At 44.9% G+C, this 26,983-nt stretch carries 24 protein-coding genes; 5 read left to right on the top strand and 19 right to left on the bottom strand.

Features of this window, described 5'->3' with window-relative positions; genetic code table 11:
* Positions 1 to 114: 114 nt before the first annotated feature.
* From MKY24_RS03805 to MKY24_RS03780, 6 genes are all read right to left on the bottom strand, one after another.
* Positions 115 to 1,785 (bottom strand): ribonuclease J, encoded by a 1,671-nt coding sequence (locus MKY24_RS03805; protein WP_028541023.1) that lies wholly within the window; start codon positions 1,783 to 1,785, stop codon positions 115 to 117.
* A gap of 112 nt (positions 1,786 to 1,897) precedes the next feature.
* Positions 1,898 to 3,328 carry a YfcC family protein gene (locus MKY24_RS03800; RefSeq protein ID WP_028541024.1) on the bottom strand — a complete coding sequence of 477 codons (1,431 nt, stop codon included), beginning with the start codon at positions 3,326 to 3,328 and terminating at the stop codon, positions 1,898 to 1,900.
* A gap of 2 nt (positions 3,329 to 3,330) precedes the next feature.
* Positions 3,331 to 4,914, bottom strand: a complete 1,584-nt coding sequence (locus tag MKY24_RS03795; RefSeq protein WP_068941396.1) for an amidohydrolase family protein — start codon at positions 4,912 to 4,914, stop codon at positions 3,331 to 3,333.
* A gap of 135 nt (positions 4,915 to 5,049) precedes the next feature.
* Positions 5,050 to 5,763, bottom strand: a complete 714-nt coding sequence (locus MKY24_RS03790) for a GntR family transcriptional regulator (RefSeq protein ID WP_023986973.1) — start codon at positions 5,761 to 5,763, stop codon at positions 5,050 to 5,052.
* Positions 5,764 to 5,859: 96 nt separating this feature from the next.
* Positions 5,860 to 6,672 (bottom strand): PfkB family carbohydrate kinase, encoded by an 813-nt coding sequence (locus tag MKY24_RS03785; protein ID WP_068941394.1) that lies wholly within the window; start codon positions 6,670 to 6,672, stop codon positions 5,860 to 5,862.
* Positions 6,673 to 6,700: 28 nt separating this feature from the next.
* Complete coding sequence (locus MKY24_RS03780) at positions 6,701 to 7,669, bottom strand: SIS domain-containing protein (RefSeq protein ID WP_023986971.1); 969 nt, start codon at positions 7,667 to 7,669, stop codon at positions 6,701 to 6,703.
* Between the two features lie 317 nt (positions 7,670 to 7,986).
* On the opposite strand from MKY24_RS03780, the gene MKY24_RS03775 reads away from it, so the two are divergent.
* Entirely contained in the window at positions 7,987 to 8,619 is a 633-nt protein-coding gene (locus tag MKY24_RS03775; RefSeq protein ID WP_023986970.1) for a LysE family transporter, read from the top strand.
* Positions 8,620 to 8,639: 20 nt separating this feature from the next.
* Here MKY24_RS03775 and MKY24_RS03770 read toward each other — a convergent pair whose 3' ends face one another.
* Together MKY24_RS03770 and MKY24_RS03765 are read right to left on the bottom strand one after the other, a co-directional pair.
* Entirely contained in the window at positions 8,640 to 9,977 is a 1,338-nt protein-coding gene (locus MKY24_RS03770; RefSeq protein ID WP_023986969.1) for an amino acid permease, read from the bottom strand.
* 206 nt (positions 9,978 to 10,183) lie between these two features.
* Positions 10,184 to 10,618, bottom strand: a complete 435-nt coding sequence (locus MKY24_RS03765) for a hypothetical protein (RefSeq protein WP_339201431.1) — start codon at positions 10,616 to 10,618, stop codon at positions 10,184 to 10,186.
* A gap of 290 nt (positions 10,619 to 10,908) precedes the next feature.
* On the opposite strand from MKY24_RS03765, the gene MKY24_RS03760 reads away from it, so the two are divergent.
* Entirely contained in the window at positions 10,909 to 11,373 is a 465-nt protein-coding gene (locus tag MKY24_RS03760) for a MarR family transcriptional regulator (RefSeq protein ID WP_013369372.1), read from the top strand.
* A gap of 175 nt (positions 11,374 to 11,548) precedes the next feature.
* On the opposite strand, the gene MKY24_RS03755 is transcribed toward MKY24_RS03760, so the two are convergent.
* The 8 genes from MKY24_RS03755 to MKY24_RS03720 form a co-directional block, all read right to left on the bottom strand.
* A complete protein-coding gene (locus MKY24_RS03755) occupies positions 11,549 to 13,141 on the bottom strand; it encodes a glycoside hydrolase family 32 protein (RefSeq protein WP_339201430.1) in 1,593 nt (530 codons plus the stop codon).
* Between the two features lie 106 nt (positions 13,142 to 13,247).
* A complete protein-coding gene (locus MKY24_RS03750) occupies positions 13,248 to 14,747 on the bottom strand; it encodes a glycoside hydrolase family 68 protein (protein WP_339201429.1) in 1,500 nt (499 codons plus the stop codon).
* 609 nt (positions 14,748 to 15,356) lie between these two features.
* Positions 15,357 to 16,871 (bottom strand): MDR family MFS transporter, encoded by a 1,515-nt coding sequence (locus MKY24_RS03745; protein WP_023986965.1) that lies wholly within the window; start codon positions 16,869 to 16,871, stop codon positions 15,357 to 15,359.
* 175 nt (positions 16,872 to 17,046) lie between these two features.
* The gene (locus tag MKY24_RS03740) at positions 17,047 to 18,606 is read right to left on the bottom strand and encodes an ABC transporter ATP-binding protein (protein WP_339202263.1); all 1,560 of its coding nucleotides are present in this window, start codon (positions 18,604 to 18,606) and stop codon (positions 17,047 to 17,049) included.
* 56 nt (positions 18,607 to 18,662) lie between these two features.
* Complete coding sequence (locus MKY24_RS03735; protein WP_023986963.1) at positions 18,663 to 19,250, bottom strand: ECF transporter S component; 588 nt, start codon at positions 19,248 to 19,250, stop codon at positions 18,663 to 18,665.
* 157 nt (positions 19,251 to 19,407) lie between these two features.
* Positions 19,408 to 20,166 (bottom strand): energy-coupling factor transporter transmembrane component T, encoded by a 759-nt coding sequence (locus MKY24_RS03730; RefSeq protein ID WP_023986962.1) that lies wholly within the window; start codon positions 20,164 to 20,166, stop codon positions 19,408 to 19,410.
* Positions 20,150 to 20,746, bottom strand: coding sequence for a GNAT family N-acetyltransferase (locus MKY24_RS03725; RefSeq protein ID WP_023986961.1), 597 nt, complete (start codon positions 20,744 to 20,746; stop codon positions 20,150 to 20,152). The genes MKY24_RS03730 and MKY24_RS03725 overlap by 17 nt, the downstream gene beginning before the upstream one ends.
* A gap of 197 nt (positions 20,747 to 20,943) precedes the next feature.
* Positions 20,944 to 21,249, bottom strand: coding sequence for a hypothetical protein (locus MKY24_RS03720; RefSeq protein WP_023986960.1), 306 nt, complete (start codon positions 21,247 to 21,249; stop codon positions 20,944 to 20,946).
* Positions 21,250 to 21,590: 341 nt separating this feature from the next.
* On the opposite strand from MKY24_RS03720, the gene MKY24_RS03715 reads away from it, so the two are divergent.
* Both MKY24_RS03715 and MKY24_RS03710 read left to right on the top strand, forming a co-directional pair.
* Positions 21,591 to 22,070, top strand: coding sequence for a GAF domain-containing protein (locus MKY24_RS03715; protein WP_023986959.1), 480 nt, complete (start codon positions 21,591 to 21,593; stop codon positions 22,068 to 22,070).
* An 89-nt stretch (positions 22,071 to 22,159) separates the two neighbouring features.
* Positions 22,160 to 22,636 (top strand): hypothetical protein, encoded by a 477-nt coding sequence (locus MKY24_RS03710; RefSeq protein ID WP_023986958.1) that lies wholly within the window; start codon positions 22,160 to 22,162, stop codon positions 22,634 to 22,636.
* Between the two features lie 98 nt (positions 22,637 to 22,734).
* Here MKY24_RS03710 and MKY24_RS03705 read toward each other — a convergent pair whose 3' ends face one another.
* Both MKY24_RS03705 and MKY24_RS03700 read right to left on the bottom strand, forming a co-directional pair.
* Positions 22,735 to 23,499 (bottom strand): MerR family transcriptional regulator, encoded by a 765-nt coding sequence (locus MKY24_RS03705; RefSeq protein WP_339201427.1) that lies wholly within the window; start codon positions 23,497 to 23,499, stop codon positions 22,735 to 22,737.
* 133 nt (positions 23,500 to 23,632) lie between these two features.
* Entirely contained in the window at positions 23,633 to 24,226 is a 594-nt protein-coding gene (locus MKY24_RS03700; protein WP_028541034.1) for a TetR/AcrR family transcriptional regulator, read from the bottom strand.
* Between the two features lie 207 nt (positions 24,227 to 24,433).
* On the opposite strand from MKY24_RS03700, the gene MKY24_RS03695 reads away from it, so the two are divergent.
* On the top strand, positions 24,434 to 26,434 hold the full coding sequence (locus tag MKY24_RS03695) for an FAD-dependent oxidoreductase (protein WP_053324616.1): 2,001 nt from the start codon (positions 24,434 to 24,436) through the stop codon (positions 26,432 to 26,434).
* Between the two features lie 76 nt (positions 26,435 to 26,510).
* On the opposite strand, the gene MKY24_RS03690 is transcribed toward MKY24_RS03695, so the two are convergent.
* The gene (locus MKY24_RS03690; RefSeq protein WP_013308707.1) at positions 26,511 to 26,882 is read right to left on the bottom strand and encodes a MerR family transcriptional regulator; all 372 of its coding nucleotides are present in this window, start codon (positions 26,880 to 26,882) and stop codon (positions 26,511 to 26,513) included.
* Between the last annotated feature and the right edge of the window lie 101 nt (positions 26,883 to 26,983).

The following is a 26,983-nucleotide window of genomic DNA, read 5'->3' as shown; positions in this document are numbered from 1 at the left end:
GGAAAAGTAGGAAGGAAATCAAAAAGACTTAAATCAGTCATGTTACTGATTTAAGCCTTTTTTTTAAAATGGCGTAAAGAACAAGCTCCATCTTGTTTTGACATTTGCCGCTATTTAAACCTCAATAATGATAGGTAAAATCATGGGTCTTCTCTTCGTCTGACTGTAAATAAACCGGCCAACATCATCTTTTAACATCTGCTTAATCAGTCCCCACTGACTCATTTCGATTTCTGTTAACTCGTTCACTGTGGACATAATCGTGTCGTGGATCTGGCTCATGAGCTCTTCGGAATCCTTAACATATACAAACCCTCTTGATATGACCTCTGGCGTTGCGAGCATTTGCTTCTCGTTTTTGCTCAACGTCATCACAATAATCAGCATTCCGTCTGATGAAAGCTTTTTACGGTCTCGCAGTACAATATTACCTACGTCCCCTGTGACCAACCCGTCTACTAAGCTATTGCCTGCTGCTACTTTGGGGCCTAGGGATGCCCTTCCCTCTTCGATTTGAACAGTGTCACCGTTATGGACGATAAATACATTCTCCATCGGAATTCCCACAGACTCCGCTAGCTGACGATGCTGATACAACATCCTGAATTCGCCGTGTATGGGAATTAAAAACTCGGGTTTCATCAGGGTCATCATTAATTTTAATTCTTCCTGGCTGCCATGACCGGACACGTGCATCCCTGTGGTGCTGCCTGATCCATAAATAACGTTGGCGCCCAGTACGTACAGGTTATCAATGACCTGGGAAAGATTCCGTTCATTCCCGGGTATGGCTCCTGCAGCAATGATTACAGTATCACCAGGCAAAATTTCGATTCTGGGATGCAGGGAATTGGCTAGACGGGACAGTGCAGCCATTGGCTCACCCTGACTTCCTGTACATAAAATAGCAATTTCTTCTGCAGGAAACCGTTCTGTTTCTCCCGCCTCAATCAACAAGTCCTCAGGCATGTGCAAGAAACCCAGCTCCTTAGCCACTGACACCACATTTATCATGCTGCGACCCAGTAGAACGAGTTTTCTGCCTGTTTCTACAGCCGCGTCAATGACTTGTTGGACACGGTTCACATTGGATGCAAACGTAGAAATAAATACTTGCTGTTTGGCTCTGGCGAAAGCATCCAAAATATGTCCGCCAACCAAACGCTCTGAAGGAGTAAATCCTGGCCTTTCGGCATTTGTACTTTCGGAGAGCAGCACTTTTACCCCCTTCTTTCCTATTTCAGCCATGCGATGAAGATCGGGGAAAGGTCCACTAACGGGAGACATATCGAATTTGAAATCCCCGGTATGGACCACATTTCCTTCCGGTGTCTGAAAAAAGACACCCAGGCAATCCGGGATACTGTGGACGGTAGTGAAAAAGGATGCCTGAATCGTTCCCGCTTGAACGGTTGAATCCGCATCTATAAGATGAAGCTCAGCATCACGTAAAAGGTTGTGCTCCCTTAACTTAATCTTAATTAATTCGATGGTGAGCTTTGTTCCATAAACGGGCATATTAATCTGCTTCAGCAGATAGGGAATACCTCCGATGTGATCCTCATGCCCATGAGTCACAATGAGCGCTCTGACTTTATCCTGATTTTCCAGCAGATAGGTGACATCCGGCACAATGAGGTCAATACCAGGCAAGTTCTCATCAGGAAACTTGGAACCACAATCGATAACGACAATATCCTGATCGTATTGGATAAAATACATGTTTTTCCCGATTTCATTAACACCGCCTAGAGCAGCAATGAGTAATCTATTATCAGCATGCATCAATTTTATTTCCTCCTTAGGAAAATGCTATCCATATTATTCATTTTCCACGTAAACTTATGCACAAAAAGAAACCCTTGTCTCTAAAAGACAGGGGCTCTCACTTGATTTATTAGATACCCACCGCAGCCGAAATAGCAGCAAAAATAGCAGCAACTAACCACAGGATCGGGAATAGCTTGAAGATTACCTTCAGCCACTGTCCAAAGCTGATCCGGGCAATGGCCAATCCCGCCAGCAGTACTCCGCCTGTCGGTGAAATTAGATTGGTTAACCCGTTACCGAATTGGTACGCTGTGACTACTGCTTCACGATTGATACCTACAAGATCGCCAAGCGGTGCAAGTACAGGCATGGTTAGTGCTGCTTCCCCCGAAGAAGATGGGACTAGGAAAGTAATAATATTATGTGCAACCAACATAATGGTAGTGAACAAGTAACTTGGCAATCCTTCCAGAATGCTTGCGAGTGCATTCAATACGGTATCGATGATCATACCCTGCTCGGCGATGATCAGAATTCCGCGGGCGAGACCTATGATCACTGCAGCGTAGATGAATTCTCCACACCCTTTTACAAAATTCTCAGCTATTTCCTTCTGGCTCATTTTAGTAACTACCCCGACAAAAAGACCGAGTGCGAAGAAAAGGGCACCAATTTCAGTCATATACCAGCCTTTGGACAAAATTCCCCAGACAATTGCTCCAAGCGTTACAATAAATCCACCTATTATTAATTTGTCCCGAAACGTGAAGACGACGTCCTCACCTGTATTTTCTTTTATAAATTGCTCACGATTTATAATATCACTCTGAAAAACAATGGATTTCTCCGGATTTCTCTTAACCCGATGCGCATACCACATCGTAAAGACAATAGAAATCATAGTAAATACAAGCCATTCAATAAATCTCAGCCAGAGCTGAGGATTCCCCTCCACTCCTGCGATCCCCTGGGCAATCAATACTGAAAATGGATTAACAGTCGAACCAACATAGCCAATTTGCGTTCCCAGAAATAGAATGAGAATAGCAGTCATAGAATCGAAGCCTAGGGCAAACATTAACGGAATAAAAATCGCATAAAGCGGAATAATTTCTTCGCTCATCCCAAAGGTAGAGCCTCCGAGACTGAATATAACCATGGCAATTGGAATAAGCAGAATCCCCTTATTCTTCAGCCGTCTGGCAAGAGCTGTCAGGGCACGATCGATGGCTCCCGTCTGCAGTATAATCCCGAAGGAGCCGCCCACAATAAGGACAAAAGAGACGACATCCGCGGCATTGATAATCCCCTCAATAGGAGCGCTTAGGATTTGAGGGAGTCCTTGTCTTAAATCACCGTTCTCACCAGTTTTGGGTACAGTGTGATAGGTTCCCGAAACGATCGCCGTTTTGGTCACACCGTTCACTGTCACTTCATGACGCTCAAATTGTCCGCTGGGCACAATCCATGTCAATGCGGCGACTGTAATAATAATCAAAAATATTAAAGTATAGCTATGGGGCAAGGATAATTTCCATTTCATATTCTTGATGTTCATGTTTATCCCTCATTCCAAGAATGGTTATACGTAACCTTCCCTCCCATAATGGTCAATATCACTTGGGCGTCCCTGATGTCACCAGCGGATGCGTTAAGGAGGTCGCGATCAAAAACGGCGATGTCAGCATATTTTCCAGCCTCTAGCGTGCCTGTAACCTCTTCCATATAACAATGTTTGGCTCCATTAATGGTCCATGCCTTTAAAACTTCGGATGGCGGCATCCCCCGATCGGGATACCAGCCTCCAGCAGGTGATCCGTCCGGAAATAACCGATGAGAAGCTGAGTACAGTGAATCGGGAACACTCGTGATAAATAAGGGCAGATCAGTCCCAATGGTTATTGGCACATTAGCCTCCAGCATAGATTTATAATTATAAAACCGATTTTCATTACCTTTGCCTACCACAACAGGCATATAGGCCTCTTCATAGGTTGGATTCAGTAGCAGGATTTGAGCGTAGACTTCGGCAAAAATTTCGTTTTCGCCCATTCTGATCAGATCATCTGGATGAGGATACTCTAGATCACTGATAGAATGTCTGATAAGGTTATTACCTTGTTGTTCGCGGCATTTTTCAATCATGGATACCGCTTGGCGAATCGCAGCATCACCTTCTGCAGTTAGGCAGCATTTGATACCTTGGCTGTCTGCTTCCAGCACAGAGGCTTCAATCTTTTTGTAGTCAACCGTTCTCAAAGTCGTTACTCCGGGCATATCTGCGTAAGGTTCCAGCATGTCCCCCGTATGATCTGCTACGACACCGTCAAGCATCAGCTTGTATCCTTGGAAACGAATAAGGTCTCCATTATAAAGTGCTTTATACTTCATACCGGTGGCAATATCAAGCGATTCAACAACGGGTTCAAGCGAGAAATGAAATCGGAGTGGCAGTTCCCCTGTTTCTTTCAATTCTTCTAGAATCGGCAGCAACTCGCTATGCCGGTCAAAGCCAATATCTTTTATGGAAGTAACTCCTCGTGCAGCTAGTATGCGGCAAAACTCCATAAACTCTTGTTTGACAAGACTGTGGTCCTGCATCATAGCTTGGAGCAGCAAAGCGCGTGCCTCAGCACTGCATTGATCCGGCAAAAATTGATATTTCTCCTGAGCCAGTCGGTTCATCCAGCAATAGCTTTTATTTAGGTTAATGGCAATTACCGCCCGATCAGGGAATAGCTCGTCCAACAAGCTTTGCTCAGGCAGCTTGCCCCATCCTTCCTCGCTCCACCCGTAAGCGGTTACATCTTTCCCTAGCGGAAGATTGTTTGCCGCTTGTAGCATGAAGTTCACTGCTTCTTCGATCGAGGCTGCATGAGTCAAATCCACGCCCCGATGCATCGACATATATCCGGTAAAAAATACATGGTTGTCATGAACTCCTGGCATGATAAAAGCATCACCCAAATCACAGACAACCGTTCCCGCTCCTATCCAAGCTTGTGCTTCCTCGGGACGCCCCACTGCTGCAATACATTCTCCTCGCAGTGCAATAAACCCAGGTGAGGCTTCATTTTCCAAGCCATTAAAAATAGCATTTGACAGTAAAACTTTGTCCGCTAATGTGTCATTCTTCCCTTGCACAATTTCACCCCCTCATTATTTATCCGCCCTATAACATAACGTAATATAACGTTATAATATTGCTTCTGCTTCTCTTATGAAGTGGAAGCAGAAGCTGCGCCGTACCTGAATAACATTACCTAACAGGCAACGGATTTATATTGAGAATTGATAACGGTCTCCAATGATGTACTGCTTACCTACATGAACGGGGCTTCCATGCTGATCATAAATAATCGTATGCATGTAGAACAACGCCTGTCCGATGGCCGTCTCCAGCAGCTTTGCTTGGTATTCATCCGCCAAAGCGATTTGTAATATCGTCTCTCCCGGTTGGTTAGGATCGATGCTGTATTTATGACGCAGCAGTTCGTATACAGAGCCCTCCAACTGTTCTTCCATTAGAAAAGAAAATCGGTCATAAGGATAAAAATTATTCTCCAGCATTAGCGGTCGATCACCGGCGTATCTCTTGCGCTGAATAAATAACACTTTTTCTCCTTGTGGCAGCTGCAACTGATGTGCAATTTTCTCATCTGCTTCTATGATTTCACGTTCTGTGACCACACTGTGTGAAGAGAGGCCGTTGGATTTGCAGGCAGCTGTAAAGCTGATAATATGTTCAATCTTCCGCCCAATTTTGGGTACATTGACAAAGGTACCTTTTCCTTGACGTTTGGTCAGATAACCTTCATGAACCAATTCGGCAATTGCTTTTCTTACGGTAATTCGACTTACATTGTAGGTCTCGCTTAGCTCAGTTTCGGTCGGTATACGACTTCCCTGCGTAAATGTTCCATTATGAATAGCGGTTTTGACTGCTTTTTGTAATTGAATATATAATGGCTCTGCTTGGTCTGAATTCAACATAATGTGCCCTCACTTGTCATATAACGTTATATTACTCCCACTTAGAGTATCAAATGTTACATATTCTTACAAGTGAAGATATTTGAAAATAATTTTTTAGTAGCAGACGCCGTATCCGAAAGAACCTTCTACCAGACAGCTCTGGGCGGCAACCCTCGAGCCTTCTGCCATAGCGTCCTGAATGTTGCTATTTTTTAAAAAACTCAGTAAAAAGGCGGTTATATAAGAGTCTCCTGCCCCCATCGTATCCACAGCGTCAACGGAATCAGGCATTTGAAAATAGAACTTAGTACCATCATAGGCAATAGACCTATCTCCACCGCGTGTGGCTACCAGGATTTGCCCCTCTTTTTTTCGATTGGAGCGGATATAGTTCTGTGTCTCTTCATCCGTCATATGGCTGCAAGAGAAGAAAGCGAAATCGGCATACGCAATATATTTCTCCACTTGTGCATCTACGAAATCATCCGAAAAGTCAAAAGAAAGAGGGATTCCCAGCGTCTCCAATTCAGGCAGCAAGTGCCCTGTATGACTGTACAAGCCGGTGTGTATAAGGTCGAACCCGCCAACATAGGCCTTGTCTTCTTCACTCAGCTCCAGCGGATGGAGACGTGTAACTCCTCCCTCATTGCTGCCCAGAAATACTCTGTCTCCGTCTTCCAGGGTTACACGTGCGCAGCCGTTCTCACCGCTGTGATATCTGCACCGTGAAATGTCAATTTCCAGCTCACGGAGAATGTGTTCTACATGCTGCGCTTCGTTATCATCTCCGAATACTCCTATAAAGGCTGCATCTACTCCCGCTTTTTTGGCAAATACACTGAAATTAAGCGCATTGCCGCCAGGATACATCATGCGCAGATGAACATATTTATCTACCACATTATCGCCAATGCCTAGAACTTTCATGATGGTTTCCTCCTGTTGGTAAGAGCGCTTAGTAAGCTACTTTGCCCATATAACGGCGAGTTTCCAGTGGGTGATTGCGTACATTTGCGAGTGCTTCACGATAAACACATACAATGCTGTAAAATAAAACCGGGTTAAAAAACTCGACGACCTCGTCGGCAATGGTTCCGATTCCAAGCTCCTTCGCATCGATCACTTCCACTTTCTCGGCATATTGACTCAGGAAAGTCCGTGCCCGCTCATCCAGTGCCCGTGTGCGTCCTTCGTTGATCATCAGAATAAATGGAGTTTCTTTATCCGTTACTTCAAACGGACCGTGGAAAAATTCACCGGAATGGATTGAAGCCGCATGGAGCCATTGCATTTCCATCAGAGAACAGATAGCAAATCCGTAGGCATGTCCATAAGAAGCTCCGCTAGTCAGAATATAGAAGAGATCTTCATTGCGATATTTGTCAGCGAATACACTGGCACGGGGTTCAACTTGTATTTTTGCCCGGTTAATAATTCCATTGATTGCTCCCAAGCCGTTCTGGAAAGCTTGATAATGCACATAGCCTTCAGCGATTTGAAGCAGCTCAACAGTAAGCTCTAAAATAATAGCCATAGGGTTATTTTTGACATCGCTCTCATCTCCCCATTCGTAGATGAATGAATAATCGGAATAATTGAGCAGTGTCGCTTCACTATTGTGGGTTAAGCCGATGGTGTAAGCGCCTTTCTCTTTGGCTGATTTAGCAGCCGCAACCGATTCCGGCGTGTTTCCACCATGGGAGCAAACGATGACTACTGCGTTTTTACCTAAACGTTTTGGCAGCGCGTGCACAAACTCATTCGCCGTATACATGCCTGCTACCAGCTTCTTTGCTTCACTATCCAGAAAATATTTTGAGGGATACATATCGACTAATGAGCCCCCGCAGGCTACTAAATAAACCTCTGAAATCTTCCCACTCGCTTGTTCATAAATCGTTTGAACCGTCTGATGTACATTCATTGTTATCTCTCCCTTTTATATAACGTTATATAACGTATTGTTTACGAGATAAATATAAGCGCTTTCAATAAAAGTGTCAAGCCCAATTATTCGATCAAATAGACTTTTTTTATAACCTGTCATTAAAAAAGCTCTAATCCTTTTATGTAAGGGATTAGAGCTCCTTTTTTAGTTTTAATTCATTGATAGTGGTTGGCAATATCGAGGCTACTCCTGCAATATACGTACAAAATAATGGTCTTACAGATGGGTTTGTCCGAATAAACTAATATAGACAAATACATAACATCCAATAATACTCAAGGAGGAAAAAGGACATTAATACGTTTATCAGTTATATTTTTCTTGGTTTGTCACTTTCCGCTCCCATTGGACCGATTAATGCCGCACAGTTGGATCGAGGTATTAAGAATGGGTTTTGGCACGCCTGGTTTATCGGGCTTGGTGCAATAACCGCAGATATAATCTATATGTTGCTTGTCTATTTGGGAATGATCCACCTTCTTAATGCCCCGTTTGTCAAAGCTTTTTTATGGATGTTTGGTTTTTTCGTGCTTGTGTATACAGGTCTTGAAAGTATTAAAAATGCTGGCGTGATTTCAGAATCTGAATTAAGGGGAAATGGTAATACCCTAACCAACTCATTTCTAGCGGGTTTCCTGATGTCATTATTCAATCCCCTCTCCATCCTGTTCTGGCTTGGGATTTACGGGTCCATACTCGCAAACGTCGCTAATTCATATCCAGTACAACAGCTAATGATCTTTAGCGGAGCGATTGTATTAGGTGTGTTACTCTGGGATGTGACTATGGCAGCCGCTTCAAGTATTTTCCGTAGGTTTCTAAAAACCGGATTGCTTAAAACCATCTCTTGGATGTCTGGATTATCTCTTATCGGTTTTGGCTTTTATTTTGGTGTACAAGCATTTCAATTACTTTTTTTACGCTAACTCTTGGCTTCTTGGCAAAATTACCGAGATACCTTCGTGTGTTTTCGGCGAACCCATTGTACGATAAGGTCACATATTGCAATTAACAAGACAAGCAATAAGCTGATGTAAACTCCCGGGCGGCTAAGCTTATGAAAAAATGATCCGACCACAGCCATAGCTATCAACAATAATCCAATCCAACGTTTAATATGGTTTGATCTACTCGATTCCAGTAGCTTACCTGAAGACAGCAAAATAAAGCACCAATTATACAACAGCATTAAACCCGCTGCAGTAGTGATATATTCATATACTTTTCCCGGTAGTAGCAACGACATTACGATGGCTGAGATTAATCCAACGGAGATCAAACTAAGTGCATATAGAGGATATTTACCCTTCCACTTCCGTGAAAATAATGTGGGTGCATCTCCTTCCTGTGCGAGTGTAATCATCATAGATGTCTCTGCATATAGAGATGCTGTCATTGTTGAGAACCCTGCAATAATAAGCACTCCATTAAATAAATGAGGCATAAAAACCAGATGATCGCTGCTGAGCGCAAGCACAAAAGGACTTTCTTTCGGGTTAAAGGCACTTAATGGCACCATAGACACAGCCAGACCAATCGAAAGCACATACACTGCAACCAGTGTAACCAGCATTACTTTTCCTGCTTTAGGTGCATCCTCCGGTTTTTGAAGCCGATTTGACATAATTCCGAGCACTTCAATACCTCCGTATGCATAAAAGGCAAAAATAAAAGATGACCACAATCCTATACCGCCGGTAGGGAAAAACTCTTTGTAACTGTTGGGGAGCTTTGGATTATATTTTCCTCCTCCGATCCAGCCTGCCAAAAGAGCAACGGCCAAGACCAGAAACATAACAATAGCTGCCATCTTAATGATGGCCAATACATTTTCAACTCGATCAAAACCCTTATTGCCAAAAAAAACAATCACAAGCCCTAAAATCCCGAAGCCTGCCGCAAAGATCCACATCGGTACCTGAGGAAACCAAAAACGTGAGAATATAGACAACGCAGTTAACTGGCTCCCATTAATAAGGAGTTCCGAAAACCAATATACCCAGCCACTGCCGAATCCTGCCCAACTTCCAAATGCTTTTTGGGCATAGGAACGGAAGGAACCCTGTTCAGGATGATCTGCCGTCATTCGCGAAAGAGCATCAAACACTACATATGTTCCAACCGCTGCCAAAAAGTATGCAATCAGTACGGCTGGACCGCCAATAGAAATCGCTAAGCCGGACCCCAGAAAATATCCTGTACCGATAGTACCTGCAACTCCTAACAAGCTAAGTTGCCACCATTTTAGTTTTTGTTCTTTTTGCATATCAGACGGTTTGTCCATTAAAAAATCACCCTACTCCTAGATTTTGGGACAGATCTCTCCATTCTTTAGATTGCCCTCTCCAATATATTTCATGTGAATGAATGACTCTTCTTTATCAATAAAAAAGCACCAGCTAACCCGCTCAAGGTTTACTGGTGCTTTTTACTTCACAAAACATTTGGAACATAAACAACCGCCTAATCGACATAGCGTCATCATTTGGGTCAAATATGGATGCTTCCAGAAAATCCATCCACTTCGTCTTCCGGTTGTTGATCAGAGCTGATGTTGTGCTCCCCCGTTGTGTTGCTGTACGTTCGAGAGGAACCGTTTTTATACGCTTCACTCCAATCCTCGTTGATCGTGTGCGCCGGGATAATCCAGTCCTCCGGGCTATAACCTGGATTTTGTACACCGACATTTCCTTGCAGATCGGGAATTGCATCCGGTCTAGAGAAAAGAGTTCCTACCTCAATCATACTTCCTTCATAGGCTTGGCAAATCTCCAATGCAGACAACACATCCTGGTTCTCAATATGAACACTGAGACCTGTGTCACCATTTGTGCTGGCGGAGTATCCAATTTCCTTTAATGTTTCACAGGCTTGGGTGGCTTGCTGCGGATCACGAAATTGAAAACGGAAAGAACCCGTATCCATGTGTTTCATCTCCTCTGAAGTAGCTTATTTTGTTAATTGGGGTTCATTAGGTTAGGTATGTTATTTTTAATATAACCAACCGGAACAGTATTTTTACATTCAAAACCTTTATTTTTCAAAAATTTACTTTAAAGCTTTGAAATTAAATAGTTAAAAAAGCAGCTACTGTGACAAATCGCATGTTTTCGCTACGTAAATCCCTTTATGCTAGTAACAAGGGTATGGTTGCCCGGTCATCCGAGCCGAGCGGTCAAAGGATGCCCAAATCCATACATAAAGGCGGAATGAAGATGATAGATTACCGAACATTGGTGACACAGCAATCTATGCATTTGTATAGCGTGTTTGCCAAGTCATTCAAAAGTGTAAACGAACATGCGGTTGCTGGCATCAAAACGGTGGGCTTCAACCCAACGGCCTTCGCCGTGATGGAAGTTTTATATCACAAGGGCGCGCAGCCAATCCAACAAATTGGAGCAAAGCTGCTTCTGCAAAGCGGAAATGTCACTTATGTTATTGACAAGCTGGAAAGCCGCGGTTATTTGCACCGTCACCCGTGCGACCAAGATCGTCGGATTATATATGCAGAATTGACGGACGAAGGACAACGTGTCATGGACGAAATTTATCCTGATTATACACGTCAGATTGAACGTGCCTTTAGCGGAATCAGTGAAACCGAAAGAGATCAACTCATCGGCTTGCTCAAAAAATTGGGCCGTAGCGCTGATAACCTGTCACCTTATCACAAATAGAACGAATAGTAATTTTAGCAACTGATCGTTTGTGAATAAACGAACAATCTTATAGCTGTGCTAAACAAAAATTTAGATTTACACAGGAAAGTCCACCCTTATATTCATGGGTGGACTTTTCATATACCTGAATAGAGCGAAATATGCCCAAGCTTACGAGCAGCATAAGTACCTGCTATCGACTAAAATGTTTGACCACTACATTATTAAAAATTGCTGGACCGCCATCGGAAAACAGAGTGATTTTCTGATCCTCTAACCGTGGAAATATTAAAGAGGAATAAGCTACTTCTCCACCATCGACAAACACTTCAATACTGGTTTTATCGACGAGAATGTTCAGGTGGACCTTTTTCTTATCGGGATCAAAAGGCGCCTTGCTCTCTACATATTTTCCACTCTGATCCGGCTGCCCCGTGTTCGCTCTATTTACGTAAGAGTATTGACCGTCCACTGAGACACCCACATCGACATGACGCTTGCCATCCGTCGACTCTCGAAGCCTCAATCCTACATTTTTTAACGTGGACCAAGAGACATCCGCCTCTAGCTGATAGGCATCGCCTGCTACCGGAAGCCGGTGAGTACCCTCTACTTTAATCGTTCCTAATGATTTTTTGGATGTTTGGAATCGCTCCAAATTGGGTACCGGCTGTGAAACCAATCGATATCCAGCATCTGCCGTATGTTTCAGTCGAATTTGGCGAACAATCGAATCCATTCCATTAAAGCCTTCCTTTAGGGTAGGCGTGTTATTGGCATAATCCCAATTGTTCATCCAGGCCAGAGCATAACGGTGACTATATTTATCTTTGTCTTTTCCTTCCTCGAACGTAACTGCACCATACCAGTCAAACCCATAATCCAGCCACTCAGGTTCACTGTGATCAGGGAGAAATGCTTCTCCATTAAAATCTCCCGTCCAATAGGCATACGTGTTGGGCCCGCCTGTTGATTTGCTATTGGCGCTCACGCCTAGAATCCATTGATAGGTTCCATCATCCGCACGCATCCGGTAAAGGTCAGGACACTCCACAAGCCCGATATTTTCCGTTTGAAAGCCACTCGTATACCGCCAATTCTTTAAATTATCAGACTCATAAAAGCCAATCTTTGTTCCCTCTGCCATGACCATCACCCATTGATTACGTTGAGTATCTCGGATGATTTTGGGATCTCTGAAGTCCTTTGTACCTGGGTTGGACATCACAGGCTTGTTGCGGTAAGAAGTAAACGTCTTGCCTTTGTCCTTACTGTACCACAAAAATTGTTCCTGCTTTCCGCCATCTGCGGAGGGCTGTGTCACAATGGCTACCAGCGTGCCTTTTCCAAAACCTGCGGTATTATTATCATCGATCACGACCGAACCGGACCAAGGATCTCCATTTGGGTTCGTATATTTTGGAATCGCCACCCCTTCATCTTTCCAATGTACCAGGTCGGTTGATGTGGCATGTCGCCATTCTGTACCGTTCTTTTTGGGATAGTCACGATTATACAAATAGTAATAATGATATTTTCCATCAAAATAAATGGGCCGTTGAGGATCATTCTTCCACTTATCCGGAACAGTAAAATGATAGGATGCCCGATAGGTCGGTGTTGTATGCTTACTTTGATTAGCTTGATTTTTGAGAATTGCAGCAGGTTTTTGGGGTTTGGCTGCATCCTTTTGGTACATACTCCATCCCATAGCTATAAATATAGTTAAGCCTGTGATGATTACAACGGATCGTATCCAAATGCTCTTGGGAGCTTTTTTTCTCATTATGACGATCCTCCTTACCTCTCATTGCATTGTTATGTATCGTCCGACGGACGGCAGATCGGTAAGCTACCAAACCGCCGCCTTCGGACATACTGCATATACCTACTTATTTCTTCCCATACTCATTTGGAGATTCTTTTTTGTCATTCGTTGGATCAACCGTGATTTGCCCTTGCTCCAAAATACCGTTTTTCACAACAGACGTTTTCGAGCCTTTAATATTCAGCAGGAAGCTTGGCGCGAAAGTAGATTTGTGATCCGGGAAAAGCCCTCGATTAGTCATATAACTCGAAACGACTACGTTATTGCCTTTGCCTTGCGGGATAGCAAAATGGGCATACGTCCAGGTAATATCATCACGATCCAGATCCTGATGAAGAACGAGACCGGTTCCATTCAACGGTTTATAAGGCCCTGTCAAGGAAGTAGAAACATAACCCAGCATGTAAATATCATCGTCTCCGATCGCATCTACAGTCACCTTGGAACCTCTCGTACTCGTAAATAAATACCACAAACCGTTCATTTTGAACACATTCGCCCGTTCAATTTCATCTGTTACCAGATTGGAAGCAATCAAAGGAGGCATTACATTTTTCAACGTATAATCATCATTCAATTCAACGATGCCCAGTGCGCCGTTCGCCAGCTCAGCTCCTTTTTTCTTAGGACTTTGCTGCAGATTAGAAAGCTCTTCCCTGAAGAATTTCTTATTGCCGCCATAATAAGCTGAGTTTTGAAGCGAATCTTCGCCTTGGTAGCCTGTCTCTGTCCCTGTATTGGCTTCAAATATAATATATTTGTGGCCTTGATCCTCGACATAGTGAGGGTCTCTAAACGTATGGTTATCCATATCCACTCCGATGCTTTGCTGCACATTTTGATAGGTTTTCCCATCTCCACCGTCATAGATCGATTTCAAATCCTCGACTCCATCTACTTTCAGTGTCTTATCATCAGGCTGAGAGACATTAATTTGAGCCGTGCTCAAGGTTTGCTTGCCGTATAATGTGTTATTCGGATCATAGGGCTGTCTGCTGGTATAAAATAAACGTACTTGTCCATCAGAGGTTAAGGTAGCTGAACCTGACCATTCTTCTGACTGATTTTTTAGAATCGGATCGTTGGCAAGCAATTTATCATTGTCTTTAAATACTCTGCCGGCATTTTTCCAGCCGCTCAGTGAAGTATTGCCCGCTTTTTGATAGAACAGGTATATGAATGTATCCTCGCCTCTTTTAGGATCGCCTGCCAATCCAAAAACGATATTATACCCTTTGTAATTGGCTACTGTGCCATCGGCATTTTGTAACGGCCAAGAGTCCCAGACATCGAAATCAATTAGCTTGCCTGAGCTGTCGCGACCAATAGCAGAAGGAATATTCTTAATTGTAGACGCATCGAAGGACGGAACCTCATATTTTTCTTTGCCTTGCTGTTTGAAAATATTCAGCATGTCATTACGCGTAATTTGGGTAAATGCATTGTCTGTTTTGAGATCAGATGCATCATTTTCCTCGGCAAAAGCCTGAACGCCGCCTCCTAACAGCAAGGTAGTTGCTACTGTTGCAGTGGCTGCTTTACTGAACCATTTGTTAAACTTCAAGTACTCCATCTCCCTTAATCTAATTATGCTTCTAGATTTGAAACCCAACTTTTTGGTTGGTAGGGCCATTTTATATGGTATGTCAAACGATTGATATAGACTGAAAAGCCCTATTATGTGAGGTAAGCAAACAGGTGCCTCTTGAATTTCATCCTCATATTTTCCTAGTAATTTTCTGAAAATTCCTATATTTTTCATTTTTATTACATTCAGAAAAATTTGCTACTTGATTTTTTTCCGTGTCCCATTTTGCTAGGTTGGTTGCTTCATTCACATGCAAAATCGTTCTAAAATAAATCATACAAAGCCCGATTTGTAAGCGGGTTCAAAAAAATGGTTCCTTAGTACCCTACAGCTCAATTCAGAAACATATTTTTTGTTACAATTTCTTAAGACTTTTTTACCATTTTGTTACCTATACCCTATGAATATATAGCAACTCTAGGGGGTTTTCATCTCCTTTTTGTATGCTGGGGAATTTATCGGTCCTATACGAGGTGGCTATTTTGCTGAATCAGTAGGAGGAGAGACCATTGCATAAAGAGACAGCCCGGACCCTTATTTGGTGTACCGGACTGTCTCTTTATCATGAAAGATTTATATTATTTTTTATGCATGTTCTCTTTGTGGTGTCTTTACGCGCTGATCTGCCTCTTCTTCAGTGCCCGGCGGACGGTTCCGCAGTCCGAGGACGACAAACCAGCTAATAACCGCAATAACGACCATGATAACGAACAGAGAATGCAGACTGTTTTCCAATACAGAACGAAGTAATCCAGCAACCTTGTCACTTAGACTCTGTGAAGCATGAGGTGCAAGCAGACCGTTAATATCCTCCTGCGTTACCCCTTGCTGTGTAAGCTGTCCGTCTGCTGTCTGGGCAGCAATGCGATAATTCAGCCATGAACCGAAGGCTGCAACCCCGATCGTTTGCCCCAACGTGCGCAGGAATGTATTCAAAGCTGTAGACGCGCCACGCAACTGGAACCCGACCGAGGACTGGGCAATAATCGTAAACACAGTCATCGAGAAGCCAAACCCCAGTCCATACAACAATGTAGACAGGAACAGCAGCCAGATCGGAGCCGTTTGGCCCATCAAGGTCATGACGAAAGCCCCCAAAACAATCAGGGTCAGCCCAATCAAAGAGGTTCGACGTGAGCCCAGGGTCAGCAAAATGCGTCCTCCGATCATGGAGCCAAATAGCCAGCCTACGGACATTGGAGCCAGCGCGAGACCAGATGAAGCGGCATCTCCACCGTGTACACCTTGAATCCATAGTGGAAGATAGCTAGTCAGTCCGATCAGCAGGGTGCTGACTAACAGTGCTGCGGCACAGGAAAAAGCGATATCCCGTATCCGAAATAGCTTTAGTGGCACCATCGGTTCCTGAGCGCGTTTTTCGATAACCAAAAACAGAATCAGGAACAAAATGGCTACGGCAGCCAAGGCCAACAATTCAGGAGAAGCCCAGCCGATATACTGCCCGCCCAGTGCCAATACGAGCAAGAGGGCCGTCATCCCGATGGTAAAGGTAACCGCTCCCGGCACGTCGATACGCGCAGTACGCTTGCTTACCTGTTCCCGCAAGTAACGGGCGATGAAGAACATAGCCAGCAATCCAAAGGGAACGTTAAAACCGAAAATCCACTCCCAGCCAAAATAGGTAACCACATAACCACCCAAGAGAGGCCCGATCAGGGAAGAAATCCCCCATACGGAGCTAATCATGCCTTGGACTTTGCCGCGTTCCTCCATTTTGTAGATATCACCGATGATGGTAAAAGTAACAGGAATGACACCACCCGCACCAATACCCTGAATGGCCCGGTAGATAATAAGTTGCTCCATACTACCAGCCAGCATACAAAGCAAAGAGCCAAGTACAAACAACGAACAGCCGATTAAAAATATGGGTTTTCGGCCAAACAAATCGCTAAGCTTGCCGAAAATGGGTGTGGTCACAGCCATAGTCAGCAAATATGCCGTAAAAATCCAACTGAGCAAATTCACGCTGCCCAGCTCGCTAACAATCGTCGGTCCCGCCGGACCGATAACCGTTCCTTCAATTGCGGCCAGAAAAGTGGCCAATAGAACACCTGTCAGCACGAGTCCGCGCTTCATGGGTTTATCGTTTGCCAAGCAAATCACAAATCCTTCCCTTATAAAAACTGTGTTGTATCTGTGCGCGGTTTGCCTTTCCAGATTGGATTATTACCCGCACTGCATAATCGTAAACAGGCGGCCTATATAGGCCGCCTGTTTTGTACGATGTATATATATTATTGTCTACATGTCGTTAATTTTTGTCAACTGTAATCGTATGATAAATCTCACTATTTTCCACTTTATAGAGATGACCCTCTTCCATGCACAGAACATCGCTGGCAAAGCTTTCAGCCACCTGCATATCGTGGGTGATGACCAGAAAAGCCGCACCTTCGGCAGACTGCTCTGTGCACATACGGAGCAGAATTCTCGCCCCTTCGTAATCCGTTCCTGCGGTAGGCTCATCCAGAATGTATAGCTTTTTGGGCAAGATGAACTGTGCCGCAACGCTCAACAGTCTTTTTTCGCCTCCACTTAGTAGGTACGGGGAGGCATCCAGTCTGTGCTCCAGCCTGGCGGCGGCCAGTAAGCGCTGCGCCCGTTCCACATATGCGGCGGGAACCGGCTCCCCGGTCCGTAAACCAAGCTTGGCGCGCACGCTGTACAAGCACTCCTCCCATACCGTTGCAGCTGCAAACTGATGCTCTGGCTGCTGGAACACATAGCCGATTCCGGCAGCCAGCTGGTGAATTGGCAGCTTCGCCATATCCTGCCCCTCCCACCGCATGCACCCCTTCGGTGCTGGGAGCAGGCCCATGAGCAACTTGCCGAGCGTGGTTTTACCCGAGCCGTTCTCACCCAGCAACACGGCTCGTTCACCGGGCGCAAGAGCTAGGCTTACGCCCTTTAGCGCTGCCCGCTGGCTACCGGGATAGGTGAAGGTCAATCCCTTCACCTCCAACAACGGCTGCCCAGCGCGGTCTGCCGCTGAGCCGGGATTCACCTCCGGCTCACCCGTCATGTCTCCCCTCCCTGCGGAAGAGGGGAGCAGCCCCAAAGCGGCCAGCTGCGCACCATGTTCGCGCAGCAGCGTTTCGGGCGGACCCTGCAGCTGCACGGTCCCGCCCTTCAAGACGATGACGCGCTGCGCTGCCCGCACGCCATCGTCTATGCGGCCGGACGCGGTAACCACCGTCCGACCCGCCGCATGGAGCCGCCGACATAACTCTACGAAGTCGCATACAGCCGGCGGGTCCAACTGCGCAGCTGCGTCGTCGAACACGACCAGCGGCGCTTCCAACGCCAGTACCGCAGCAATCGCAGTGCGTTGGCGCTGGCCTCCCGAGAGGCGCCGCACGAAGGAGTCGCGCTCGGGAGCTAGGCCGACGGCCTCCAGCGCAGCAGCAATGCGCTGCGCTATTTCTGTCGGAGGCACGCGCAGGTTCTCCGGCCCAAAAGCAATCTCATCTTCGACGATTCCCTGCACCAGCTGGGCATCCGGGTCCTGAAGCACGACGCCAACAGTGGTGGCGACAGTAGCCAGATCAGCGATATCGGGGTCCATCCCGTACACGGTCAGCTCCCCTGTCCGTTCGCCCTCACCGGAACGGGACAATCCACCATGAAGCAGCTGACATAGCGTAGACTTTCCACTTCCACTAGCTCCGACAATGGCTACATGCTCACCCACCGCAATGTCCAGTGTCAGACCATGTAACGCTGGCTCTACCTGATCATCATACCGATAGCCAAAATTCTTCAAGGATACGGCTATTTTACGGCTAGAATTATAATCGCTATGTTCAATCATAACTGAAATATCCTCGATCCCCATTGTTGAAGATATAACCACATGCATAGCCACGGCTATGCACGTGAAGCGCGTCCCAGTTCAAACCGTTTTAACAGTCCCGTACGATTTAAGGCATCGCCCAGCACTTTCGTCAGCAGACCGCACAGGACAATGCCGCTCAGGATACGAACGACCAGTGCAATCGTCAGCACCTTCCACCCCCAATGCATATAGCCAAACATATTGGCTGCGACAATAAACCACAGCGGAACCATAGCCCCACCCACTAGCATCAGCGAAACTGCGTTCCAGCGCCGATACCGCAACAAGGCAAATACCAACTCAGCCGCAATCATATAGCAGACAGCCGCCGCGATAATAGAAGCAATTCCATAGGCGGAGCCCATAAAAGACTGCACTACCGCGCCAAATGCATAAGCAATAACCGCCGTACCCGGCTTACGAATAATATAATAGGCCAACAAGCCGTATATCATGTACAGCCCGACAATAGCGGAAGTTGCGATAGGCCCTCCCAGACTGTTTAATGTTTTGTTAATGAGCGACAAATACACGGTCATGACGCCGTTCAACGTGGCCAGCATCGCCATGAGTACGATATCCAGCGTTGTAAACTTTGCAAACATACGAGATTCCTTCATATGTATTTCTTGACTCCTCTCCCTATCTAATCTATAAGATTACAGCTCTGATCCTTGTACAAGCTGCTACTGTATAAATGTATTCATTTGCAGCCTTATTGTCAACCTAATTATATTTTACAGGTTGACAATAAGAACAAAAATAAGAGGCTTCACTTTATAAGCTCCACCATAAAACAGCCGTAGTTAATACAGCAGTCACAGCACATAAGTTGCCTACACGCCCATTGTTCAGTGTACGAAGATATGTCCGTTCTGCATAAGCGCCGAAACCTTTGCCCTCCATAGCCAGCGCCGTCTGCTGAACCCGTCTTACAGCATTCACCAACACGGCAGCCGCATACCCGCTCCACCATGATAACCGATTGCCCCACCCTCGTGGTGGTTCCTGTCCACGAACACGCCGTGCTGCCATAATTGTTCGCCCTTCTTCTTCCAATAAGGGGAGAAACGTCAGTGCCACTGAAATACCGAACGCAAACCGATAAGGAACACGCAAGCGCAGATTCAATGCCTGCACAAAATCTCGGGGATCCGTCGTCGAGAGATAGATATAAGATGCCAAAAACAACACAAAAATCCGCAACGTTAACGCCCCTGCGATATCCAGTCCCTCTGCTGTAATGACAATGGGTCCCCATGAAGCCACGGTATGTCCTTCTCGAATCGCTAGGATAGACAGTATAAAATACGGGATACCTAAACCAATCAGGAACGACATAGCCCGAAGTTGGCGTGCTAAGGTCAAACGTGCGCCCAAGCCAGCCACAGCAATCAGTACAGCCAAGAGTGCTGCTTCCCGCAGCGTCGAATCCCAAGCCATTGACAGGAGGCTAAAGCACCCCACCCATATTAGCTTACTTAACGGCCCTAGCCTGTGCAGCGGCGACGAACCGCCATTATACTGAAACAGCATTTCGTTGTGCCTCCAGTCTGAGCCATTCTTCATGCAGTAAAGAATACATCAGCATATCCTTAAAGCCTGTAGATGTATGCTGTACCTGCCGCAACAGTCCTTCCTGTGTCCAGCCCATCGAGGACAGCAGGGCTTGCGAGCCTGTATTACGCGGGTCCACCAGCGCTTCGATCCGATTCAACCGAATCGTGTTATACCCGAATGACAGCACCAAGCGTAGCGCCTCGGTCATGTAACCCTGTCGCCAATAAGGCTTGGCTATCTCATAACCAATCTCGGCTTTATAAGCTCCCTCCGTCTGCCAATAATTAAACCCACAGCTTCCAATCAACTTCCCATTCTCCTTCAGTTCTATTCCCCAGCGCAGCGCATCCTCCGTCTTCGCCAGCTCATTCAACAACTCAATCATATCCTCTGCATCCTCACGTCCTGACATACCAGAAAGGTTCATATAACGGTGAACCTCCGGGTCAGACCAGCAAGCGAACATCGTAGCCGCATCCCCGCTTTCCATCCTTCGCAGCCGAAGACGCGGACTTTCCAGCGGTGGTATATGCCCCTTACATGCATATGCACACATGTTCAATCATCCTTCCAACATTAAAATGACAATAAATATACGCTACATTTAAGCATACACCTTTAACAAACACAACCTTATATATAAATAGCCCTCCTGTTCCTAGGATTAGGAATTAGAAGGGCATCTTCTATATTATAAGAGATTAAACTGTGCGAGCTTGTCTTCCGAATCAAAATTATCGAGCCTCTAAGCCTTTAAGAAGAGACTCGGGTAGTGGTGCGAGTCGGTTTCTTCACAACATCCTTGTACAGTACGCCTAGCATCGACTGAATTTCCTGTAATTCATCGATCCCTGCACCGGTAATGCTAAACATATCATCATGCGGTGTCAGAAAGTTTTCCTGCGTCAAGTTTTCAAGCTCCTGCTTGACCTCACGTTCTCCTACACGGTAACCGCGTTCTTCCAACACAGGTTGAATATCTCTTACCGTGAGATCGTTCTGATGTGCATAAGAAAGCATCTGTATACGGATAAACAAGTTCTGAACATCTGCATGCATAATTGCAACTCCTCCCTGGCCTAGGCCAACCATGTTACACTGTTTTTACCCATAGAGGATAAGCTGGAAACAGATGAGGGCAACCCTTGCTGGATTACTTTCTATACTGTTTGCCCCGCTAAAACGTATAGCTTATCCCCTTCCCAAAATGATTCTGTACAGAGGTTAGAGTACGGAGATACCAAAAGGTTACAGAGTGATTTTTCACTTGACTGAATATATACAATCGTTATATCTTAAATTAATTAACCAATGGTAAAAGCGAATTGCATAATTACCTATTTTTGACGATATATACAACAGTTAATGTAAAAATTTAATGTTAGGAGCGTGAACTCTACATGTTTCAAACCATACCTTACGAGGGCACACGTCATGAACAATTCGAATCGGTTCTCGGACAACTCCGGGCACTTATTCATGATGAATCCAATACCATTGCCAATCTGGCGAATGCTTCAGCACTACTTGGTCATTTCCTTCCAGATATTAACTGGAGCGGCTTCTATCTTTATGATGGTACTGAGCTTGTACTTGGTCCTTTCCAGGGCTTACCTGCATGTATACGGATTCCATTGGGACGTGGCGTATGCGGTACCGCAGCAGCTGAGCAACGAACACTTGTTGTAGATGATGTGCATGCGTTTCCAGGACATATCGCCTGTGACGCTGCTTCCAATAGTGAAATCGTTATTCCCCTTGTCAAGAATGGGGAACTGATTGGAGTGCTGGACATTGACAGCCCGCTAAAAGGCCGCTTTGATCACGAAGATCGTGTATTCCTAGAGGAATTTACGGCTATTCTGGTGTCTAGCTTGTAACCAAAATTGTGCATATATATGGTCTCCCTTCGCCACAATAAATGAGGGTCTGAAACCCAAAATTATGCGGCGAAGGAGATTGATGATTCATGTACAACAACATGGCTCCACAACAACAACTTCATCAATGTGAACAAATCATGCAGCAATTGGTACAACAAACACAGCAAGGAACTGCCATGTATCAGCAGTTGCTGCAACAGGAACAACAAAATGCATCCAGTCTTGAAAGCCTGGTGCAACGTGAACGAAGTGCAGCTCAAATGATCCAAACTGCAATTCAGCATCACCAGCAGGCTATGCAGCAGTACCAGCAAGTTATTCAACTGTGTAGTCAGTTGGAAAACTCCATCCGTTCCAGCAGTCAAATGACTCAGCCCGGATTTGGCGATAGCTACGCCTCACGCAGTATGCAACCATCCTCCTATAATGCAGGAAGCCACATGAATCACAGCTTCCCGCAACACATGGGGACGACTGGACAGCATTATGTAAGCGGTAGTGGCATGCAGCAGTACGGAAACAACAGCCAGCAAGGCATGAGAGCGACACAAAGCAGCATGTAAACTGCTCTACACACAAAAAGGGTGAACAGCAGGCCATCGGAATTGGCTTGTTGTTCACCTCTTTTTCAGACCTTTTACAGCCCTTCTTCCCCGCTTTGTTAATTTAATTCCCGTTCGGCTAGAACTTTCATCCCGTCTCGCAAATACTCAGCTAGTCCGGGGCGATAGCCTTCATACATTTTACTGAAATCCTCATGCTCCACATACAAGTCTCCCAGCCCGCTATAAATTTCTGCTGTAGGAGTATAGAATCGGCTTACCCATTGAAGATGACGGCGGATCAGCGCCTGTACTTCTTCACTATTATGCTTCAATCCTTTATTCATGGCTTCAGCCAGCTGCCGATGAATCTGATCAGCCTCTGCCTGTGAATCCAAATAATCCTCTTTGCTCCAGTTCTTTGTCGCCGTCTTGCTTTCCTGAATTGTTTCCTGAGCCTCTTGACCATAACGGTCTGTCAAATCACGTTCGTACATTTCCTGCTTTTCCGGGTTAAACCCTTGGTACATGTGCTCTGGTTTCATTGCTTGTTCCCCTTTCAAATGAGCCACCGTTTCGTCGATGGTCTGTAGGAGAGTATGCAAGCGGAAGACTTTGGCCTCGACCTTGGCTCGATGCTCCTGTAAAACCTCAGCTTTTTGTTCCTTGGTTTGCTCCAGCACCTTTCCAATTTCAGATAAAGGCAAATCCAGTTCCCTGTACACCATGATTTGCTGAAGCCTCAAAAGTTGTTCATGTTCGTAATAGCGATATCCATTATTTCCAATATGATGCGGTTTCAGCAATCCGATTTCATCATAATAATGCAAAGTTCGTACGCTGACTCCCGACAGATTAGATACTTCCTTTACCGTATAGGCCATTCCGCTTCACCTCCCTTGCTTGACAGTCTAGTGTCTCACGTGGCGTGAGAGTCAACACCCCCACTTGCCCACCTTGGTACTACACTTTTACCCGTTAAGCGTGTGATGAACCGTCCCTGTGACAAGGATACAATCAATTCTTTTGTTTAAAGATCGTGATCAGACGACTCATATATTCACGCATATTTACAATTAAATTCGAGTCGCCATCATGAAGACACCAGTTGTACATGACCCCACGAGCTGCAATAAATAAGTAGTCTGTCATCTCTTCGGATGTCATGCTTTGATCCAACTCTCCTGCAGCTTGTCCTCTCTCTATAATCTGTTGAAGTATATTTTGCATATCACGACCCTTAGTAATGAAAAGCTTGTTATTAGTTGTATATAACTGTTTCACCGTCTCTAAACCAATATTCTGATTATATTCCGCATAAACTTCAAAATATTGAATAATATCCTGCACAATACTTTCTGAAGGTGGTTCATTCTTAAATTTCAATTCAAAGTAGTCATCCGCCTGTGCATACATCTCCACCAAAATATCACTTTTAGTCTTGAAATGATTATAAAATGAGCCCACAGACACTCCGGCCCTCCGGCAGATATCCTCAATTCTAATTTTTTCCAAACTCTTTTCATGCATTAGCTCTAATGTACTGTTATATATATTTTTTTTAGTCTGCAGGCTTTGCAGCTTTCGTCCACTCAATTGTTGGTTTGGCATTTACCTACTCTTCCTTTCTATTCTAAACATTCCTATCCTCGATGCCTTGTCCATGTTACTTAATTATAATAAGAAATGCTATTTTGTTTATTTGTGAAAACAATCACATAATAATGTCCGCTACCGTCCTATACTGAATCCATTCAATGAATTCATTCACTGAATGGATTCATTGAAATGGTCGATTCATAATTAGGAGGCATTGTTATGAAAGAAGAGCATCGAATTTTATTTGAGCCTATGAAAATTGGAAAACTAGAAATTAAAAATCGGTTTGTCATGGCTCCCATGGGCCCTGGTGGGCTTTGTGATGCCGATGGCACCTTTAATGAGCGAGGCGTCGAATATTATGTTGAACGGGCAAAAGGCGGGACAGGACTGCTCATTACAGGTGTAACGATGGTTGAGAATGAAATTGAGAAATGTGCCCTGCCATCAATGCCCTGCCCTACTCTAAACCCCTTAAATTTTGTTAAAACGGGTAAAATGATGACGGAGCGGATTCATGCATACGGCACAAAAATATTTCTACAATTATCCGCAGGCTTTGGACGGGTAAGCATCCCTTCAATTGTAGGTAAAACGGCTGTCGCTCCCTCTCCTATCCCTCATCGCTGGCTTCCCGATGTAATCTGTCGTGAGCTAACTATCGATGAAATTCACACCTACGTCAGAAAATTTGCGGAATCTGCGGCTATTGCCAAAAAGGCAGGCTTTGACGGTATTGAAATCCATGCGGTTCATGAAGGCTATTTACTGGATCAATTTGCGATTTCTTTCTTTAACCATCGAAAAGACCAATACGGCGGAAATCTGAGAAACCGCTTAAGATTTGCCATAGAGATCGTCCAAGCCATCAAAGCCGAATGTGGACAGGATTTCCCGGTATCTCTTCGATACAGCATCAAAAGCTTTATTAAAGATTGGCGTCAGGGTGGATTGCCAGGCGAAGAGTTTCAGGAACAGGGACGGGATATTGAAGAAGGAATTGAAGCGGCCAAAATATTAGAGGAAGCTGGATATGATGCTTTTAATGGTGATGTTGGTTCGTACGATTCATGGTATTGGGCACATCCACCAATGTATCAGGAAAAAGGACTCTATCTTCCTTATAACAAAATTTTAAAAACCATTCTAAAGGTACCTGTCATTACTGCTGGCAGATTGGATAATCCAGACTTGGCCAGCAAGGCAATACGTGAAGGAAAAACCGATATGATTGCACTGGGTCGGCCATTGTTGGCTGATGCTGACATCCCCAACAAAATCAAGGCCGGGAAAATAGAAAAGATTCGTCCTTGCCTCTCCTGCCAAGAGGGCTGCATGGGTCGATTGGCATCTTTTGCAACGATTTCATGTGCCGTTAATCCGGCTTGCGGCAGAGAAAAAGACTATGCACTCGGAAAAGCAGATCAGTCCAAAAAAGTCTTGGTGATCGGTGGAGGACCCGCAGGATGTGAAGCTGCCCGTGTAGCTGCTATTCGCGGACACCACGTTACCTTATTCGATAAAAATAACCGATTGGGAGGTAATCTGATCCCGGGTGGAATTCCAGACTTCAAAGAAGACGATCATTTACTTGCGACCTGGTATGAAGGGGAGCTAAAGGATTTAAAAGTTGACGTCCAATTGAATACCGAGGTTAATCGGACTACCGTAAATGAATATGCAGCAGATGTTGTTATTTTTGCTACCGGCTCCTCTCCCAAAACCTTCTCCATTGGTACATCTACTAAGGTGTATTCCGCAGAAGAAGTTTTGCTTGGGAAAAAAGATCCCGGTGCTTCCACCGTAATTGTCGGAGGTGGGCTTGTGGGATGCGAAACTGCACTTTGGCTTGCTGATCAAGGTAAAAAAGTAACGCTGGTGGAAATGCAAGAAGATATTTTAACCGTCGGCGGCCCCCTGTGCCATGCAAATGAAGATATGCTGCGTGACCTTGTTGCATACAAGGATATCCATCTCCTGACCAACGCCAAAATTGTCGATGCCAACGATCAAGAATTCGTTCTTCAAAATAAAGATGGTGAAGAAACGATTCTAAACGCAGATTCAGCGATTCTGGCTGTAGGATATACTCCTCAGCAATCGCTTTATGAAGACATTCAAAATGAGGTTTCCGAGTCCTACTTAATCGGCGATGCCAAGCAAGTACAAAATATTATGTATGCTGTCTGGGACGCCTATGAGGTTACTAGAAATATATAGTACCCCGCTACCTCCAAAGCCGTTTACTATGTAAGCAGGCGGCTTTGGCTTTTTTACCTTTGCAGCAATTGCTTAGTTAAGAGAGGCTTTTCCCCATAACCACATGATCATAAAAAGCTATCTTTTGAATAATTTTCTCCAAATTGTGCTGCGTTTGTGCCACATGTGCTTCCACTTTCTTTTTGTGGGCTACAAGAAAATCTCTTCTCTCTTGGATTGTAGCTTCTCCTTTTACATTTAGCTCAAGGTATGCCTTAATTTCTTCAATAGTCATCCCTGTATCTTTCATAGCCATAAGGAACCTAATCCAATCGATTTGTTTTTCGGTATATACCCTTCTTCCACCTTCATCCCGACCGACATCAGGTAATATGCCTTCTTTTTCATAATAACGAAGGGTAGATGCGGGCAATCCGCTCTTGATTTGAACTTCTTTAATGGAGTACATGGTTATTCCCCTCCTCGTTCTTTTATTTTCTCTTCAAGTCAGCTTTAACGATAAGTATAAGTTTTCATAGTAAAGAGTGCAAAATTAAGATTCCGATATTC

Origin of the sequence: Paenibacillus sp. FSL P2-0322 (genome assembly GCF_037975315.1) — a bacterium.
In the GTDB taxonomy this organism is placed as follows: domain Bacteria; phylum Bacillota; class Bacilli; order Paenibacillales; family Paenibacillaceae; genus Paenibacillus; species Paenibacillus polymyxa_B.
The sequence above is the reverse complement of the archived record's forward strand: the minus strand, read 5'-3'. Positions and strand labels throughout refer to the sequence as shown.